The 18,511-nt window shown below is 36.3% G+C and carries 17 protein-coding genes and 2 tRNA genes; 6 read left to right on the forward strand and 13 right to left on the reverse strand.

The annotated features are described in order from the left end of the window. Both QZZ43_RS17570 and QZZ43_RS17575 read left to right on the forward strand, forming a co-directional pair. A partial coding sequence (locus QZZ43_RS17570) for a hypothetical protein (RefSeq protein WP_291862031.1) occupies positions 1-1,190 on the forward strand: 1,190 nt, incomplete at its 5' end. Beyond that, positions 1,183-2,286 carry a phosphoadenosine phosphosulfate reductase family protein gene (locus QZZ43_RS17575; RefSeq protein WP_291862054.1) on the forward strand — a complete coding sequence of 368 codons (1,104 nt, stop codon included), beginning with the start codon at positions 1,183-1,185 and terminating at the stop codon, positions 2,284-2,286. The genes QZZ43_RS17570 and QZZ43_RS17575, both read left to right, overlap by 8 nt. Here the strand turns inward: QZZ43_RS17575 and QZZ43_RS17580 are convergent. The 12 genes from QZZ43_RS17580 to QZZ43_RS17635 all read right to left on the reverse strand — a co-directional run bounded on the left by QZZ43_RS17580 (position 2,279) and on the right by QZZ43_RS17635 (position 13,080). After that, entirely contained in the window at positions 2,279-3,511 is a 1,233-nt protein-coding gene (locus QZZ43_RS17580; RefSeq protein WP_291862032.1) for a DNA sulfur modification protein DndB, read from the reverse strand. The two genes, QZZ43_RS17575 and QZZ43_RS17580, sit on opposite strands and share 8 nt — an antisense overlap. 2 nt (positions 3,512-3,513) lie before the next feature. Beyond that, on the reverse strand, positions 3,514-4,035 hold the full coding sequence (locus QZZ43_RS17585) for a hypothetical protein (protein ID WP_291862033.1): 522 nt from the start codon (positions 4,033-4,035) through the stop codon (positions 3,514-3,516). 11 nt (positions 4,036-4,046) lie between these two features. After that, positions 4,047-6,485, reverse strand: coding sequence for a hypothetical protein (locus QZZ43_RS17590; RefSeq protein WP_291862034.1), 2,439 nt, complete (start codon positions 6,483-6,485; stop codon positions 4,047-4,049). 301 nt (positions 6,486-6,786) lie between these two features. After that, positions 6,787-7,230 (reverse strand): DUF6557 family protein, encoded by a 444-nt coding sequence (locus QZZ43_RS17595; protein WP_291862035.1) that lies wholly within the window; start codon positions 7,228-7,230, stop codon positions 6,787-6,789. 315 nt (positions 7,231-7,545) lie between these two features. Next, entirely contained in the window at positions 7,546-8,310 is a 765-nt protein-coding gene (locus QZZ43_RS17600) for a metallophosphoesterase (RefSeq protein ID WP_291862036.1), read from the reverse strand. A 381-nt stretch (positions 8,311-8,691) separates the two neighbouring features. Beyond that, the gene (locus tag QZZ43_RS17605) at positions 8,692-10,059 is read right to left on the reverse strand and encodes a DUF3987 domain-containing protein (RefSeq protein ID WP_291862037.1); all 1,368 of its coding nucleotides are present in this window, start codon (positions 10,057-10,059) and stop codon (positions 8,692-8,694) included. A 95-nt stretch (positions 10,060-10,154) separates the two neighbouring features. Then, entirely contained in the window at positions 10,155-10,517 is a 363-nt protein-coding gene (locus QZZ43_RS17610) for a hypothetical protein (protein WP_291862038.1), read from the reverse strand. 79 nt (positions 10,518-10,596) lie between these two features. Next, entirely contained in the window at positions 10,597-11,259 is a 663-nt protein-coding gene (locus tag QZZ43_RS17615; RefSeq protein ID WP_291862039.1) for a relaxase/mobilization nuclease domain-containing protein, read from the reverse strand. Further along, positions 11,256-11,567, reverse strand: coding sequence for a MobC family plasmid mobilization relaxosome protein (locus QZZ43_RS17620; RefSeq protein WP_291862040.1), 312 nt, complete (start codon positions 11,565-11,567; stop codon positions 11,256-11,258). Before QZZ43_RS17620 ends, QZZ43_RS17615 begins: the two co-directional genes overlap by 4 nt. A gap of 109 nt (positions 11,568-11,676) precedes the next feature. Continuing rightward, the gene (locus tag QZZ43_RS17625) at positions 11,677-11,967 is read right to left on the reverse strand and encodes a helix-turn-helix domain-containing protein (RefSeq protein ID WP_291862041.1); all 291 of its coding nucleotides are present in this window, start codon (positions 11,965-11,967) and stop codon (positions 11,677-11,679) included. A gap of 101 nt (positions 11,968-12,068) precedes the next feature. Continuing rightward, the gene (locus QZZ43_RS17630; RefSeq protein ID WP_291862042.1) at positions 12,069-12,851 is read right to left on the reverse strand and encodes a hypothetical protein; all 783 of its coding nucleotides are present in this window, start codon (positions 12,849-12,851) and stop codon (positions 12,069-12,071) included. Between the two features lie 145 nt (positions 12,852-12,996). Next, a tRNA-Leu gene (locus QZZ43_RS17635) sits at positions 12,997-13,080 on the reverse strand. Between the two features lie 382 nt (positions 13,081-13,462). Between QZZ43_RS17635 and QZZ43_RS17640 the strand changes: the two genes are divergently transcribed. Further along, positions 13,463-14,194 (forward strand): recombination protein O N-terminal domain-containing protein, encoded by a 732-nt coding sequence (locus QZZ43_RS17640; protein WP_291862043.1) that lies wholly within the window; start codon positions 13,463-13,465, stop codon positions 14,192-14,194. A 540-nt stretch (positions 14,195-14,734) separates the two neighbouring features. Continuing rightward, positions 14,735-15,874 carry a methionine aminotransferase gene (locus tag QZZ43_RS17645; RefSeq protein ID WP_291862044.1) on the forward strand — a complete coding sequence of 380 codons (1,140 nt, stop codon included), beginning with the start codon at positions 14,735-14,737 and terminating at the stop codon, positions 15,872-15,874. 148 nt (positions 15,875-16,022) lie between these two features. Here the strand turns inward: QZZ43_RS17645 and QZZ43_RS17650 are convergent, their stop codons facing one another. Then, on the reverse strand, positions 16,023-16,196 hold the full coding sequence (locus QZZ43_RS17650) for a hypothetical protein (RefSeq protein WP_291862045.1): 174 nt from the start codon (positions 16,194-16,196) through the stop codon (positions 16,023-16,025). Positions 16,197-16,347: 151 nt separating this feature from the next. Here QZZ43_RS17650 and QZZ43_RS17655 point away from each other — a divergent pair. Continuing rightward, positions 16,348-16,419: transfer RNA gene (locus QZZ43_RS17655), tRNA-Arg, on the forward strand. A gap of 243 nt (positions 16,420-16,662) precedes the next feature. Beyond that, a complete protein-coding gene (locus QZZ43_RS17660) occupies positions 16,663-18,510 on the forward strand; it encodes a DUF3857 domain-containing protein (RefSeq protein ID WP_291862046.1) in 1,848 nt (615 codons plus the stop codon). The last annotated feature ends 1 nt before the right edge of the window (position 18,511 follow it).

Consider the following 18,511-nt stretch of genomic DNA (forward strand, 5'->3'; position numbering starts at 1 on the left):
TTCATGATTTTAATGGTAAAATTGCCAGGTTTAAAAAACCAGAGAAGGAATCTTTTGCTCAGTTATGGAGTGTGTCTGAGACTTTTTTAGAAGAATGCTCTATTGCTCCAAGGAAACTTCGTGATTTTATTGATTTACTTAGGCAAAAACCTTTTAAACTAAAGAGGGGTTTTATAGAGTTTTGGGTACCATTATTCTTGATTGCAAAACAAAAGTATTTTGCTTTTTATGAAGATGATAAATTTGTTCCTAACCTTTCGGTTGACACGCTGGAGGTGGCAATGAAGCAACCTCAAAAGTATTATGTAAGCACTTTTCACTTAAATGAAACAGAAACAAAATTGTTTAACAAGTATCGATATTTTTTAAATCAAGTAGAGAGTATTAACCCCGATACGGATACCTTCATAGAAACAATTAAACCTTTTCTCACATTTTACAAGAGATTAGTTCCATACAGCAGACAAACCAAACATGTTAGCAAAAATTCTCAACGGTTAAGAGTTGTTCTGGAAAATACAGAAGACCCTGTTAAGGCATTTTTTGATGAAATTCCAAGAGCATTGGGATTCTCCTTAAATGGTTTAGAGCAGGATTCTAATATGGAAGAATTCACTTTAAGGCTTAAAGAGACTACGCGTGAATTAAGTGCAGCTTATTCAGAATTAATTAATAGAATTGAAGGAACAATTAATCAGACTATCGATGGGGGCCAATTATCATTTCCAGAGAACAAAGTATTGCTTCAAAAACGATTCAATAAGGTTAAGAAGGAACAGTTGAAGCCAAAATTAAAGGTTTTATTACAGCGAATAAATACTCCTTTGGATGACAGACAATCTTGGCTTATCTCAATTGCTACAGCAATTCTGAACAAAACCCCAGACAAATTCACGGATGACGATGTAGAAGCCTTTGATTCTTTATTGAAGGAATATTTGTATGAATTGGATAATATTACAGATATTAGCACGAAAGACATTGATTCCAACAAAGAAGAAGTTTTAAAGTTTGAAGTAACATCCTTTGTCAGAGGAGTTCAAAAACATCTAATAAGAATGCCCAAGTCAAAAAATAAACAAATCGTCAGTAAGATGGGTTCTATTAGGAATTTGCTTGATAAAAGAGATAGGCAAACAAATATTGCCCTATTGATAAAACTATTACAGGAGGAAATTGAGAATGAGTAAAAAGGTTAGGCATGTTATGGGAATTTCAGGGGGGAAGGATAGTACTGCATTAGCAATCTATATGAAGTTAAACTATCCTGAAATAGACATGGAGTATTACTTCTCTGACACAGGAAAGGAACTTGATGAAGTGTACGCCCTTATCCATGAATTGGAGAGTTTTCTCGGAAAAACTATACACAAACTGCATGCTAGCAATAGTCATAAAGATCCCTTCGACCATTACCTTGATTTATACAATGGTTATTTGCCATCTTCTATGGCCAGATGGTGTACAAAAAAACTCAAATTAGAACCGTTCGAAAGATGGTTAGGTAATGACTTATCTATTAGTTATGTTGCAATAAGAGGCGATGAAGATAGAGAGGGTTATGTGTCCACAAAATCTAATATTCAAACCATCTTTCCTTTTCGGAAACATATGTGGAGTATGGAGATATTGCACAAAGTGCTCCATAATTCAACATTAGGCAAATTAGAAGATCTATACTTCAAGGTTGGAGAGAAAGATAAAAAAGACAGATATGCCGAAGTTATTAGACAGAAACAATCACCTAAATATCTTTTTTCTCAAAAACTTAAGGATCTTCTTGATTTGGGAATTGCCACTTTTAATAAAGTAGTGTTCGAGTTTCTTAAGGGAACAGATTACCCCATAGCCCAATTGAACAACTACTCGCTATTAAATAATGAAGATTCAGTTGATTTAAAGGGGGTTTTTAAATTGTTTGAGGATAATGGAATCAACTTGCCAGGATATTATGAAGAAGTAGAATTTGAAGTTGATGGGGAAAAAGGTACTTTTCATCGTTCAAGATCTGGTTGCTATTTTTGTTTTTACCAAAGGAAAATAGAGTGGATATGGCTATATGAAAGACATCCAAAACTTTTTCAACTTGCAAAAGAATATGAAAAGGATGGATATACCTGGATGGATAACGAAAGCTTAGATGACATTATAAAGCCAAAGCGAATGAATCAAATAAAGCGAGACCATATACAAAAAATAAAAAATAAGCTTACCCAACCAAAATCGAATAAGCTTATTGATATTTTGGATGATGGTGATGAAATGTGCGCTAATTGTTTTATTTAATTCCGTCTAATACATTTTCAATTTCATCCTCATATGATATTTTTGAGGCATATCCTTGTTTAAGCTTTGTTAATTCGTTTTCATTTAGAATTTTTTCATCATATAAGTATATTATTAGTAGTTGAGTTATTGTAGATGAATTCATTATCATTTTGTTTGCAACTGGATCCCAAACCACAAAACGCCACGGTTTTTGGGCAATATCGAAACATAAATTATCCATATTACCCAATATTTGCTCAAAATCACAATTTGTTGTTTGTTTAATTTGGATGCAAGCTTTGACAAATGGCAATAACCCAATAGGCCTAAAGAGCAAATTCCCTCCATTACGATTCCTAAATTCTTCAGAAAAATTGTTAGTTTCTCGTAGATATCTATTTATGGCAGTTAAGTTATTTTTAAAAGCATCCCAAAATGTTAACAAATATCCTTCAAAGTTATTGATTTCTCCATCATTGGGTCTAAATTTCAATAATTCAGTAATGTTTTTATTGGAAGGCTTCTTTCCATACATTTCTGTCCTATAGGCTTTAAAAAGTTCATAATTTGCATAGTAAAGAGTAATTATTGATGTAATCGCGTTTTTATTATTCGTGGGGATCGCCTTTTGTTTGGCATAGACGACTCTTTTCCCTGTGAATAGATCATATTCTTCAAGAAATTTTCTAGTCAAAATTGCAACAATATCATCCTCGTCCAATGCAATAATGTCATCAAGCTTTACTGGTTTTGCATACCGATTTAATGTTGTAAATAACCTTCTAGTTCTTTGTTTTCCCTCACTATCATTTTTATGTCCAATGAATATGGCTGTTATCTGCTGATATTTCAAAGAAGGATCTGCCTTTAAGGCTTCCTTTATTCCTTCTACTCTATGCTGACCATCAACAGGAAATATTTTATGACTACTTGGGAATTCTAATAGCCCCATTTGATAAAAAGAATCATCGCTGAAAGAATATTCAATTTGTTTCCAGTTTGGATAATCATCATATACAGCTAAAACTAATGAGTTGAAAAACATCTCTTTTTGATTGATGATATAATCCTTAATACTTATGTAATTATTTGTAATGCTTCTTTGTATCAAATCTTTTAAACTTTCAGAATTATGAATCTGATCATCGATTTTTGATACAAACTTGTCTACTTGCTCAAATGTTAGTATTGTCGTGTAATAGGTCCAATCTCCCATTTGACCTCTAATTGCTGGTATATTCATAATCAAAATGCTCTAACTGCTTGTTTCTCTTCTTTATCTGGTATTTCTTCGTTCATAGGAAGCAATAACGAATTAATTAATTTTTTTTCTAAATCAATGGTGTCGTTATTCTCGTTAAGTTCGTAGAAGCTTAAATATAGTTCATTCTTCCAATAGTTGAACATCTTTGTAATTTTTGGCCGTTCCACGCCTTTTTTATACCGTAGAAAATACTCCCTACATCTCTTCCTTAAGTTCTGATTATTTGTGTGTTGAGCTCTTCCAATATAGAAAGGGAATTCTGTTATTCCTGGAATAACCGGACACCTAACAGAAAATAAATAAACTCCACCACAATTATTTGGAAGCAAATCAATATCATCACTAAACTCAGTTCCATCATCATTTAGATATTTAATCGTTTTCCAATGACTGAAATTGAGATCAATTGGCAAATCAAATCTTTCCCATAATTTTTGATTAAGAGGAAAATCTACAGTCTTAAGCTTTATCTCCTCTCCTAATTCAAATGCTGTTGATATCATTGTTTTAATTTCTAGTCACTTAGTCCTTGCATTAACTCTTCCATTCCCCCAAAGTTAAGGATGAATTCCGAATAATATGATTTAAAAACATCCTTAAGATAATCAGCAATATCAACACCTTGTTCTATATTGTTTTCATCAAGCCTTATCAGAGAATATTTCTGTTTTTTTGTTATGGTGAATAAGAATAGCGTGTGAAAATATACTGAAGAAATAAATTTATTGTCAGCTACCGTTAGCTGTTCTTGAGTGATGTTTTTATTCTTTGACTTGTAGTTCTTCAGAACATTAGAGTCCATGTTGATTATAACTTTCTCTAATGTGTCGCCAGAAGCAATAGGAATCATTACAGTGTGATAATCAATTTCCTCACCCATGCCTTCAACGTCTTCCCATGTGCTTATACCTTCTTTCGGTTCTTTATAAACCAATTGGAATTCAGGCAACCCAAGGTTTTCCTCTGATATTTTTTCCTCTGGGGCCTTTTCTTTTGGTTGTTCTTTCTCCGCAATTTTCACCCAAAATAATTGATCAAACTCCGTTCCCGCACCGTTTAATGTTACTTTTATTTGGCACATATCTCCAACTTCAAGTGGTGCGCTTTTTAATGGGTTTAAGCCGATTTTTATATTTCCATCTTTCGGGCTGCGTTTCTCTACATTGAAAACGTCTTCGATCTCTCCAATCCCGGCTCTATCACCACCTGATGTATCGTTTTCCTTCTTGTAATTTAGTAGAGCAATTTTCATTTCTCCTGGTTCTTCAACTCGGTCGAAATAGTGATTTTCTACATCGGTTTCAAAGGAGATGGTTTTCTCACCTCCTAATGGAATACTTGCAACCTCCTTTTCACCGTCATTCTTTGCTTTTAGTTTAAAAAATGAAGGGAAACGTTCAGCCTTAAAGGGTTCTGTCTCCTTGTGATGCTTTGTTTGTTTATTAGGTTTTGATTTTGGATTTTCCTTTTTTTGTTCCAATTTAAATGTTTGGTCAAGAAGCTTCATTAGATCACTGTTCATAGGCAGTGATTTAGTGAAGTTTTTTAATAGGTCTTTGGCATCACTGCTATCCGTTGAAAAAGCATTTTTCCGTTCTTTTTCTATTTCAACTAGCCGACTATCTTTTTGAATTAATTTTTTGGTTAGAAACTTTCTAAGTTCTGATGTTTCATCTCCTTGCTTTAACCTATCACGAGAAGCCATGAAGAGTTCTTTCCTAAAATCATAATTCATTTGAGTACAATCCACATGTATTAAAAGGTGGTTTTTTAGGAGATTCATTTTTAAACTTCTTGTAATGAATTCAGTAGTTAGGTTGCCATGAACCTGTCCATTCATAGAAAACAAAACCGACATATTATTTTTAAAATACCTTCTCTGGATATTTTCTTTTGTTTTTTTTACATCAAGGTCTTTAATCCGCGTTTTAAAAACATAACATGTTACGGTTGTTTTTCCAATCTTATCCTCATTGTATTCATTTGACCAATAGTCCTCAATGTATTCTTCTTGGTCGGCTTCCAATCTTCTCTTTAAACCGAAAAGATCAAGCTCTAAAACTTTGTTATTGGGATATCGTTCTTTTGTGTCTACAGTTAAAATAGGGAGTGCAGGCTGAAATAAATACTCATTAATGCTCTGATTTAAATCTTGAGCAAAACCTGAGTAACCAGCAGGAAATTGATAAGAGTATAGTTTAATTATAGATCCGGTTTTAAAGTTCCTCCCATATAATTTAAAATCTTCTTCAGAAATGTCAAAGGAGGGAATTTTTCCTTCAATTACCAGGAATTCATACCATGTATTTTTTTTATCTTGTTGTTCTTCTTTTGAAAATGGATGTTCTCTAATAAGGGTAAATCCAAATTCGCCAGTATTATCGTAGCGTTTAGATGCAATTAGTTGGTAGCTTTTTTTACCACAAAATACAATGCCACCACTTCCGCCCATATTGTATTTTCCTTGGACAAAATGAATTCTATTTTTATTTCCTTTTAGTAAAGAGAGAAAGGTGTCTTCGAATTTTTCAGGATGTTGGCCCTCTCCATTATCATAAATAATAACTGAAGTATTCCTAGGAGTACCATCAGCAATTATCTGTATTTCTTCAGATTGCTTTCTCCTAATATTTTTTAAATCCCAATCTTTGTGTTTTGGATAAAACCTTTCAATAGCTTCTGACATTGATCTCGGGGCCTCTTTGGATTCTGGGTCAATTCCTTCTTCCAAACATCTTTTTGTCAGAGTTGCATCAATTGAATTTGTGACTTTTTCGATAAGAGCAGCAATTGGACTAGCTTGTTGGTTTTCAATAACACCATAGGTTGTTTCACTGCCTCCCAGTGGCTTCCAATTGGCACTTTGATTAAAAATTTCTGGATGTTTATTTATTACCTTTTCAACATCATTTTCTGTTCCAGCATTAAATAACTTGAAGAATAAAGCACGCATTAGATATATTATTTAGGGTAAATGGTGTCATACAATGTCAAATTTAGTAAAAGTTTTATTATTGTATTTAATCAACCTGATAAAATCTGATAATTTGGGATTTTCAATTTCTTGGATTCTTGTTTTATTTTCATGAGGCAAGAATAAATTACAGGAAAGTAACTTTTCCTATAATTATTAAACCTTACTTCATCATCACGTGTATTGAATTATACCCCGCTTAACTCACTCACCTTTTGAAGTCAATTAAAACCTAAGTAACTTACCATGGTCTATTCTGGTTTTCTTAAAGATTTTTAGGTCAACTGCCTTTACTAATTTCCATGCTTCGCTTAACCATATCGTCTTCCGTCCTCTTTCTGGTCTCTGGATCAAATCCGGTCAATGTCATTTCAATCAGACAATGGGCCAAGATCTCTGAAGGGGGAAAATCTTTTAGTGTTGCTTCATTGATGTTCATTCCCATCCACTCTTCCCAAGAGGTGAGCTCCAGACTATGTGATCCTTTGGAATCTGAATTGGTGTCAATCCCTGATAGGTGGATATAAGAGTCGTATTCTGGATCCTTTTCCTCAATGAAAGTAAATAAAATTTCAGAAGTGCTTTTCTGTGGCTCAATAAATGGCATCTGTTCATAAAGTTTTTGATAACCGGATTCATGTTTCTTTTGATCCGGGTATAATGAAAAAAGTTCTTCCCTAACTGATGGCCAAGTAGTATTGGTATAGAGTTCCTTCAAAGTCATGGCATGAAGTGTTAAGTGATCAAACGTGAAATTATCAAAAACTTCTCGTTGAAAGAAATGAATATTGATTATCCGAGTTCGTTATTTTTTTGTCTGCTTTAACGATTGATGAGAGTTTACAAAATCATATTTGCACAAATCAAACATCTGGTATATTTTAGTGCCTGGGTTAGGGTTAAGGTTAGATAGGTCTGTCGGAATGTCGGCAGGCCTGTCTTTTTTTGTGCAAGCGATAAGGGAGAGCATTTTTTTCATTAAATAGATGTAAGTATTCGGTTATTGCATCGCATTCCACCAATATCCTCGTTTCTGGGTTTATTTAATTTCAATAACAGCATTTCTTCGATAAGAATGATGTTCTCCTAAATGCACATACCCTAACTGGTTAGTCAAAAGCTTTGTCCCGTTTATTTCTACTTCCGGCATATTTACATGATGATGACCGTAAATCCAATAATCAATATGGTTATCTGAAATAAAATCACGATGCTCAGAGACGAAAGCAGGATTAATCATTGAATTTTTGAATTGTTCCGGATTACATAAATCTGTTGGAATATGATGCGTGACAACAATTTTTTTGTCTGCAGTAGAGTTATGAAGTTCACGACTCAAAAAGTCCAGGCTCTCTTCATGTAGTCTGTTAAAATCACCACTTCTTAATTTCTTTCCCTTATGCCTTATTTTATAGAAATCGTTGATGCGTCGTTCAACAATTAATGATTCATTATCTGGAATATGTGACCAGAATGCGGTAAAAAATAAAGCAATGCCATCTATGTTAACAACTTTGTTGTTAACCAGAAAAACATTCTCCCTCAGAGATTCAAATACTGGCTTGTCTAAAATCTGAACTTCTTTTCCGGTATAGAACTCATGGTTCCCCGGAATGTTATAAACGGCGTTGAAGTTTTCAGAGACATAATCAAAAAACCAGTGTTTGAAATGTTTCTTTCCCCAATAAGTGATATCTCCTGCCAGAATTAAAATGTCCCCAATTGGTTCAATTGGATTATCCTGAAAATATTGAGTGTTCTGGGGAAATTCGAGATGTAAATCTGAGCAATATTGAACCTTCATAAAGACAAAAATGATTAAACAGGAACCTCAAAAATAAGAATTTTGGCCGGGATATCCTCTTTGTTATGAAGGTAAAAGGAAGAAGAAAAAAAGAATTTTCTCTTTTAATCTTTTTCTTCTTTTCTCATTTTCTTTTTTAGGAAAAAGATAAAAAAATTCTTTTCCGCTTTTCTTAGTAATTCAGCCTTCTGTACATGAATAACAATAAACCACACTCCACACTTGGTATAATATATTGATGGATAGTTTTTTTAGGTGTGGTTTGGGTGTGGTTTAGTTTGTTTTGAATATTTAATAAAAGGCATAAGGGAGAAACAACACTGAAGCCACATATTAAGTTTATGTAATTCAATGGGTTGTGGGTTGTGTGGAGTGTGGTTTTTACTTTCTGCTATTCTTTTGGATGTATGATCGGTCAAATCCGGTAACTTCCGAGAACTGTTTCTTATTGATGTCTGGGTTCCACTGAAAAAACTGACGAATTAGTTCTCCTTTTGGCAAAAGCGGAGTTTTTTCTTTATTTAAAATTGACTTTGCAACTTTGACAGAACAGAAAAAATGATACTTCGTAAGCTCTATGGCTCGATGCATGTTTATCTCACTAATATTAGGGGCTGGAGCAAAAGAAAAGGCATCATCAATTACTTGGAATAGAAGGGCCAATCTACTTGCCTTTTCAAGGGTTTTTCCTTCAATTCCTCTTAAGTAGTGACCTATGGGGGACTCATTGTGAATCCGGTCACATTCTATTTTAAAACCATCATAAAGGATTTGAGCTTCATTTGACATCCTGTATTGATAAACCTCTCTTTTGAAATCTTTCTCATACAATGTCTCAGGAGAGTGCTTAAATATCTGATTAATCAGAGTGTCATATTCATTTAGTGCTGATTCAGGAATTTCCTTTACTATCCCTCCTTTCCTATAATCAATTGGGAGAAAGAAGTTGTATCTGGCAAAGTCACCGCTTAAAATAGTGTCTTTCGACACAATGCGATTCAGTCGTGAGGGTTGATGGCCTCCGAGTAGGTTTTCCGGACTGTCATAAATGGTGAAACTTGAATCTCTATCACCGTTGCCAACCCGATTCACAACTATTTGCACATTAGAGTAACGTTCTAACCGGGTGGCTATTTCTGCATCAGCAGCCTTATTATATTTCCCTAAGCTACCCAGGTATCTGGTTATTTCATCTGAGTATATGCCAATGCCCTGACCTGCGTTAAACTTGTGTTGCCAATTTGAAGCTTCCAGGGTGACATCAGATAACAGGAATTGTTTTTTCTCGGGAATTGAGCTTTGATTCATCTCCTTCTTATTCAGTGATTGGTATTCCTTTAGTTTCTCCTTATATATCCTCTGACTTTCTTTATCTCTTTTGAAGATGGGCTTTAGCATTTCTTTTTGAGGTGGCGTTTTTTGTTTTCCAGTATCAGCAAGAATTAAATTCCAAAAAATTGTCAGATTTTTATAAGGGCCATTTAGCAGTCGATTTGAACTTCCATTTGCCACTGCACAAGCGAATAGACCTGCCACAGCGGGAAATTCTATCGGTACGCAATAACTATCGGCTACAAGCTGACAGTAAGACCGTAAAGTCTCCGGTAGGGACTCTTCGGGAAAGGGCATTTCATCCTTTCCGTTTAAAACATCCTGGCTAAAATTTGAGTTTTCAATCTGATCGTTGTCCAATTGTGGGTTATTCGTTTCTTCCACAATAAGTTTTTCACAATTAATTAAATTTTCCATAACTTTGATTTGCGTTTAAAGATGGGTGAGCATTTGTGCTTGCCTTTCTTTTTATAGTTTGGGGTCTTTCTTATTTCGTCGTTTTCTCCATTTCTTTACCCTATTGTCAGAGTTGCTGCCCATATTGCCAGACTGGTTGCTATTCCCATCAGGACTGCCAGTAAAAATATTTTTAATGTTATTTGTCGTCCCGCTCGTTTCTGTTGTTTCAGGATTTCTTCGGATGTCCTGAGTACTTCTTTCCATTGTATTAGGATTGTGGCCAGTTTTAGTTCCTCCTCCTTGGCCTGAACCAGAAGTTCCCGCAGTGATTTTGTTACCGGTGTAATCTGTTCTCTCAACTCCTGTATTCCGGAGATATTTGTTTCCTGAAGTCGATTGATTTGCTCCTCTAACATTTTCTTTCGTTCCTCTACTACCCGTTGGGCGGAGAGGGTTAAGTTCTCTTTCATGCTCATAGTTTAATTGTTTTTGGATTTTTGACCAGGTGTAGCCTCGGCCTATGTTACTTCCTTTGAATGAAGAGCCTTCAAGTTCTTAGCTTATTCCGAAGGTTTTCTGTGTGTTGCCATGAAAAACCACGTTAACTCCGTTTTTCTGTAGGTCATCAATGAACTTGGGCAGAGATGGTTGTTTTTGTAATGAATCGTCAATGATCGCAGCTATTTGGGTTTTTGCCGGAACGTCTCCCGTTCTTCTGTAATACTCAACTTGCCCTTTCGAAAGCTGTTTCGCTTTTGATTCGTGACTGTTCTCGACCTTTTTCAAACCATATTCCTGCTCGAATGACCTTAGAATAGCTTCGGTTTTTCGAAAGTCATTTTTGTCAGTTACTGTTTTTCCTGCCATGTTTACCCGGTTGGCCACAATGTGAATATGGTCATGCTCCCGATCGAAATGTCGGTAAACGAGAAACTGGTTTTCAGAAAACCCCATTTCATTCATGTATTTATGAGCCATTCCCATAAACTGTTTATCCGATAGTTTCTCTCCCGGAGCCAGGTTAAGGGATGCATGAAAAACCGGTTTTCCAAGATTCGGACGTTGCGAAGCAACAATCTCAAACTCGTTGGATAGTTGTTTTTCTGATTTTCCGTACATGTTTGAACCTATCCGGGTGCCAACTCCCTGGCTAACCTTATTTTCCAAATACCGAAGGACGCCTGAAAATGATTGACCTTTGGAAATTTTTCCGATCATAATTCCAGGAGTTTTTGCTGAATTTGGGAAATAGCTTCTTTTAATTCTTTCAAAAGTGGTAATTCAGATGCGAGTATCGGGTTTCCAGAATTGGCATGATGTGCTAGTTGATTTATGTTATTGCCAATTCTGCTTAGGTCAATAAACAACTTTCTATTGATTAATTTCTGTTTTGCTGCCGGACGTTTCTTTGAAAATGCACAGGCACGAAACCAATTGGTGACGGTTGATCCTGCCAAGTCTGCAAGATCCTTTGCCAGTTGGTGTTCAGATTCTGTTAATCGAATATTAACCTGAAAGAGTTTCAACTCTTCATAATTTTTCCTCGGGCGAACCATACTGAGCCATTTTTTCAAGCGTATTCGGGCATCAAAATGCTACGAAATACATTGCTTGCTTATACTTAAATACTACCTGTTAAATCTTTTTCTTCTCGCTCTTATATTCTCGCATGGCGGCAAGAATCTCGGATCGGAGAAAAAAGACACTTTCGCCCAGGTATCTCTTATTAAGTATGCCGGCCTCACACCAGTTTTCTATGGTTTGCCGTGATTTGTTGAGAAGTTTGCAGACATCCTTTGTTTGTAGTACATCTTCTTGATTGTTTGAGGAGTTTACACCTTTAAGTGCTTCTTGAATCTCTTCTTTAAGTAGTTGACGATGTTTTTGTAAAAACGCCTCTGGTTGTAGTAAAACGAAATTTTCCATGTCGATAAATTTGTATTGTTTGGTACAATGCAAATTAAGTAACATGGAAACTGAGAAGTATGCCAATTCATAATATGAAATTACCCTTTCATATTATGAATTTAGTGTGGGTTGTAATATTTCTCTTTTAAATCACGAAATAAAGTGCAGTTGTTTCTTTTTTCTTCTAGCAGCTTTAAAATTCTCCTGATTTTTCTTTCTTTTTCCTTAGTAAGGCCTTTGCCATCATCTATGAATAATGAAAGCTCATTTAGTAGCGTAAGCTGCGTTCCTTGCAAGGAGGAGGGTTGGATACCGAGTAATCCACCCACGATATATCGAAACTCTAAATCATTGGTCTTTATTTTTAGTTCTTCAATTAGAAAAAGATATAATAGATACAGTTTTTCCGGGTTGGTATAGTTGCTTTCGGGAGTTTGACTTTTTTTCATTTCAAAATAAACCTGGGCTGCGGTTTTGGTTTTTATTTCTTCAAATGGGTTATTGCTTTCGATTTTATTGCATATATCCTCAACATCAAAATATAAAGCTGGTTCATTGTATCTATTTATTAGTTCAATCCGGGATCGAAGCCTATTGAAGTATGGGACATGTGTTAATTTGTAAAATGACAATAAGGAAAATGATAGAAATATAATTAATGAAACTAAAATGACTGCATTTTGTGCCTCCTTAATGTCTAAGAATATTAAAAGGAGGAGAATTCCCAAAACTAAAGGGGTGTATAGAAAGAATATGATTTCTGCTCTTTTTGAGTATAAATAGTCCTGAAATGTGTTATTTAAGATTTCCGACAATTCAAATTCATCTTTGCTTAAATTGTACTCTTTTCTCAGTCGGGCATTGAATCTTTGTAAAAACTGGTGGTATTTTGACTTTTTCATAAACTCCTTTTTTAGGAAATAGATTAAAATTAAAAAGTGAAGTCAAAATAAGTAAAAAGAGGAGAATTCTGGAATTATTTGCCCCCGATTTGGCACCTGAAATAAAAAAGCCCCCTGAAAATCAGGGAGCTTAGTTTTGATTTTGTACCCAGGGCCGGGATCGAACCGGCACGATATTGCTATCACTGGTGTTTGAGACCAGCGCGTCTACCAATTCCGCCACCTGGGCATTGCTGGTTGCAAAATCAATGTTTTGCGGGTGCAAATATAAAACATTCCTTTGGTGTTGCAAACAAAAATTATCGATTTAATTGATTGCTTTTTCCTGGTGAAATTATAAAGTCCCAATAATGTGATATTTATCGAATCTTGATTGTGTTTGGGGCGAATACAAAACAGGCTTATAAATGTCGGGTTTGCGTTCAGCACTGCTCCTTTTCTTGCAAAAATTCCGTCATACCAGCGTCCCTTCTCTTAGTGGTGCCCAAGGTGCTACGAGCTACGAGCCATGAGCTAACAGCTAATATGCCTATTATGGTTAAATCCCTTTTGTTGTCTCATGTGGTTTAAATACTTTTATCTTTGTTAACCGAAATGCATTATTCTAAAGGATGAGCACACTGATAAAAACCTCCGGAATTGTATTGGATCATGTCATGTATCGTGAATCCAGTGCCATTATTCACATTTATACCCGGGAGTTGGGACGTCAGAACTACATTGTCAATAGTGTGCATGGCAACCGAAAGAGCCGAAAGACAATCCTTCTTCAGCCTCTAAACAGAGTGAAACTGGAAGTGTACCACTCGTCCCGGAAAGACCTGCACCGCATTAAGGAGTTTTATCTCGACCGGCCTTTGCTCAATCTGCCATATCATCAGAGTACACGGGCGCAAACTTTCTTCCTGGTTGAGTTTTTGTCAAAAATCCTGGTGATGCAGGATCCTGCCGGCGAATTGTATGATTTTCTGGATCAATCTGTCGATTTGATGGACGCCCGTGCCGAGGGAACTGAAAATATCCATCTGTTCATCCTGTTTCGGCTTACCCACTTTCTCGGGTTTTATCCCAATCGAAACATAGCAGGTTCCCGGTTTTGGTTTGACTTAAAAAATGGTGATTTTGTGGCCCACGAACCTACCCATCCGCTATTTCTGAATCCTGAGAAGGCCGTTCTCTTCTTCCGGTTGTTTGATGCAGATGTTTTTTCCATGAAACAGATTGCTAAAAATGCCAACGAAAGAAATACCATTTTGAATGCCCTTCTTGATTTTTATCGTTTACATACCCACGGTTTTGGAGCCTTAAAATCCCTGGATGTTCTGCAGAGTATGTTTCACTAATTTGAAATTCCGGGAGTTGTTTACTTAATGGCTAACTGGTTACTAATGCCTTTTGCCTTGCTACCGGCCTACTTTTACCCAACAAAACCCAAAAGAGTTATTTGCCATAAATGATTCAATGTCTTCTATCTTGCCTATGTTTTTTATAACTTTCATTTAACAAAACCCAAAATACTTACATGCCTTAAGGAATAAACCCTTCTTGATTCCTTATGTTCTTTATGTAGGGGAGTTGAAAAATCAAAGTATTCTTCCCGTGTAAGAATGTAGATCGATGTCAGATAGTCAATTAAATCAGGCTTTCTGTCAAATTTGGGTTGATATTCAGGCAAAAATGCCAGCTATTTGTAAGTAGAGAGAATTGACTGATGAAGAGCAATTTACGCAAGAGGTGAAAGAACGTATTCTGATTTAGGTGACTGGGAGTGAATGTGTTACCTGGGATGAATCTTGTTTGTGGTAAGTGAATTAAAAGATGCACTTTTGCATCGATTATTTAGTATATTTGAGTAAGCACACATCGAAAAATAAAATTTTATCATGATAGCTCCCAAGCTTATTACTCTTGAGAATAGTATTGTAAATGAAATGAGTGAACTAGGTGACAGCCACAATGCCATTAATATGGCTACCGGCTATACCGATTTTCATTGTTCTCAAAGGTTAATCGATCTGGTTCAGAAGCATATATCCGAAGGCATCAATGAGTTTGCTCCGGCTTATGGAGTGATGACTTTAAGAGAAAAGGTTTCTGAAAAAATTGATAGCCTGTATGGCCATAGATACAATCCTGAAACGGAAATTACCATTACAGCCGGCGCTACCCAGGCTATTTTCACTATAGTTACCGCCCTTATTCGCGAGGGAGATGAAGTGGTCATTTTTGAACCTGCTTACGACAGTTATGTTCCGGCCATTGAAATCAATGGGGGAAGGCCAGTATTTGTTCCACTCAAAGGAAACGACTTTCACATCGATTGGGAAGAGGTTCAAAAGCTGATCACCTCTAACACCCGGATGATTATTCTTAATTCACCGCACAATCCTACCGGGATGGTTTTGTCAGAGATTGATATGCTCCGTTTGCAGAAAATCATTAACGGAACCCGCATCACGGTTTTATCCGACGAAATTTTTGAACACATTGTATTTAATGGCGACTCGCACCAAAGCGTGGCTCTTTATCCCAAGCTGGCCGAACGTAGCATTATCATCAGTTCTTTCGGGGAGACTTATCATGTATCGGGATGGCAAATTGGGTATTGTGCGGGGCCTGCCGATGTGATGCATGAATTGAGAAAAGTGCAACGTGTAATGATGCAAAGTGTTTCATCCCCCTTTCAATGGGCCCTTTCAGAATTTCTGGAATACAAAGGTGAATACCTTCAATTGGCTAATTTCTACAGGGAAAAGCGTGACCGCTTCAATGAATTAATGACGGCAACCCGCTTTAAACCCATCGTTTCGCATGGAACGTTCTTTCAGCTTTTTAGTTATGATGATATTTCTGAAGAAAGCGATAAGGATTTTGCCATTCGCCTGGTAAAAGAAGTGGGGGTGACCACCGTTCCAGTGAGCGCTTTCTATCACGAAAAATCGAAAAAGCATTTGTTGCGGTTCAATTTTGCGCGTACCGATGAGAACCTTCAGATGGTTGCTCAAAAACTTTCAGCCCTATAGTCTTCAGACGATAGAGGCCGAATTATGAAGCGGACATTTTTAAGAGAGCAATCTTTTTGGTTACGTTCCCAAAACTCTCAATTAAAGAATCAGAGTATGCGTTAAGGTCTTTCAATGCAAAAACGTTATCCTGAGAAAATGAGTTAAGTTACTGCATGGCCGGATTAATTTGCTCCGAGGCCAGACAGTGTTCTTCTGTTGCTGCAGAGATCTCTTGCACCAGGTCAGCAGTTTTTTGAAATTCTGGTACCACCGTTGCCAGCAATTTTATTGAACGCTCGAATAGTTTCACCCTTTTGGTGGTCATTACATGGAGTGACATAAAGGTGCAATTCCCTAAAATAATTCTGAATTTCCATCAGCGGAGCAGCCAGCAAAAAAAGAGTGTGACAACCTTATGCCACTTTGACCTACGAAGTGCAGCCCGGTCTTTTTAATTACGAATGATTTTCCTATTTTTGCACCCGAACAAGGGCTCCATAGTTCAAGGGATAGAACAAGAGTTTCCTAAACTCTAGATACAGGTTCGAGTCCTGTTGGGGCTACAAAGCACTCTGATTTTCAGGGTGCTTTTGTTGTTTTTGTAAAGTATAAAAAAATCATAAAATTCTACTTTTAATAGCATCTTTTGTGCATTTGCTTTCTTCTTTTGACCCTTTTTATCAAATAATGCTAAATAGAAATCTATAAAAATGTGTAAAAGTTTAAATTAATTATAATTTTGAATTATCGTGAGAGTTGTAATTAGTGATTAATCTGTTTTTTTTGCCTTTAAAATTTTGTAACCCATGCCCCGAAAATCTGTTTTTTATGTTTCTATCTTCCTGTTTTTTAGTACCGGTTTTTTTGCGCGGGCACAGATTGCCAGTTATGACACTAAAGTGAAAATTGAGGAGGGGAGAAAGATTATCGAAAAAAGCTTCTTAATTAATATCAACTCCAGAGACGATCTGCATCTTGCTGATATAGAAATTGAGGTTCAAAATTCTCAGGAATTTAAATTGCTGGAAGCTTCTGTTCTTGATGCTGATGGAGAAAAAGTCCGAAAACTTAAAAACCGTGATATCAAAACCCGCAGCAATCTTTCGTATGGTAGTTTTTTCAATGATGATGTGGTAAAGGAGTTCGAACTTTACTGGAACAATTATCCGTATCAAATAAAATACGCCTACCGCATAGTTGAATATAAATTTGTGTCTGTAGCTGGTTGGCATCCTGTTGTTGAAAATGATATTTCCGTTAAAAAGGCTTCCCTTCAGGTAGAAATTCCTTCTGACTATCCTGTATCCATGGATTTTTCAGATCAGCTCCAATACCAGGTAAATGAGAGCGACGATGTTAAAAAGATGGTCTGGGAGATCCGGGATTATAAAAAACCGGAACAGGAGATGTTTGCACCCCATGAATTTGAAACGATTCCCAATGTTTCTATTTTTCCGCAAGAGTTTAAGTATGGTATAGCGGGAAATTCCGGTTCATGGGCTTCGTTCGGAGAATGGTTCGATTCGCTGAATAAGGGCTCTCTTATGTTGACGGTAAAAGAAAAAATGATAATTGATAACCTGATTAAAGGTATTGATGATAAAAAGGAAATTGTTAAAACGCTCTATCATTATCTGCAGGACAATGTCAGGTATGTCAACGTTCGGCTTGACATTGGAGGACTGAAATCGTATCCTGCAGAGTATGTTTGTCAAAAAAAGTATGGCGATTGCAAAGCGCTTACAACCTACATGAAGGCGTTGTTAAATTATGCCGGTATCCAATCCAATTATGTGCTTATCCGTGGCGGCTTCGATGTTCCCCGGATTAATCCCAATCTCCCCGGTCAACAGTTCAACCATACGATACTGAGTGTCCCATTGGGAAATGACACATTGTGGCTGGAAAATACATCAGGAATTATCCCTTTTAATTATTTGGGAACCTCCTTGCAAAACAGAAAAGCTCTGTTTGTTAATAAGGACAGCAGTAAACTGGTCACTTTTCGTGCAATGAACCTTGATGATGTATTTGAACACAGGATTTTTGTGTTCGGTTTGGATAAAGAGGGTAATGGAGCGATTACCATAAACCAGCATTTGAGGGGCGGAGAATTTGAAAAGTACAGGTATTTTCAAAAAGCCTTAAATCCCGAAGAGCAGGAGCGGGTAATTAAAAATGGTCTCAACACAACGTATTTCGATTTAAAAAGCTTTTCTTTTCTCCCGGCAGACAGGGATGAGCATCAGTTCAATATCCTTGTCGAAGCATCCTGCAAAAATCTTTTCCGGCGGGTTGGAAATATGAAAATCATTAAACCACCTGTGTTCTCCGTTCCCATGCCCGAAAAACCAGAAAAACGAAGAAATGCGGTTCGGGTCCATATTCCGGTTAACAAAACAGATTCCATGGTGTACAATCTTTCGTTACCTGAAATCTATGAGATAGAACTCCCCGCGGACGTGTTTCTGGATACACCTTATGGTCAGTATGAAACACGCTACCTGAATGAGAACAATAAACTCGTTGTTGTCAGTAAATTCCAGCTGTTTCAGGGAGATTATCCCATAGAAGATTATGATGGGTTCTACTCTTTTTTTAGTGAAATTGAAAAAATAAGACATCAGTCAGGCATTGTAATAAACATAAAATAAA

The sequence above is a fragment of the Marinilabilia sp. genome (assembly GCF_016278715.1).
GTDB lineage: Bacteria > Bacteroidota > Bacteroidia > Bacteroidales > Marinilabiliaceae > Marinilabilia.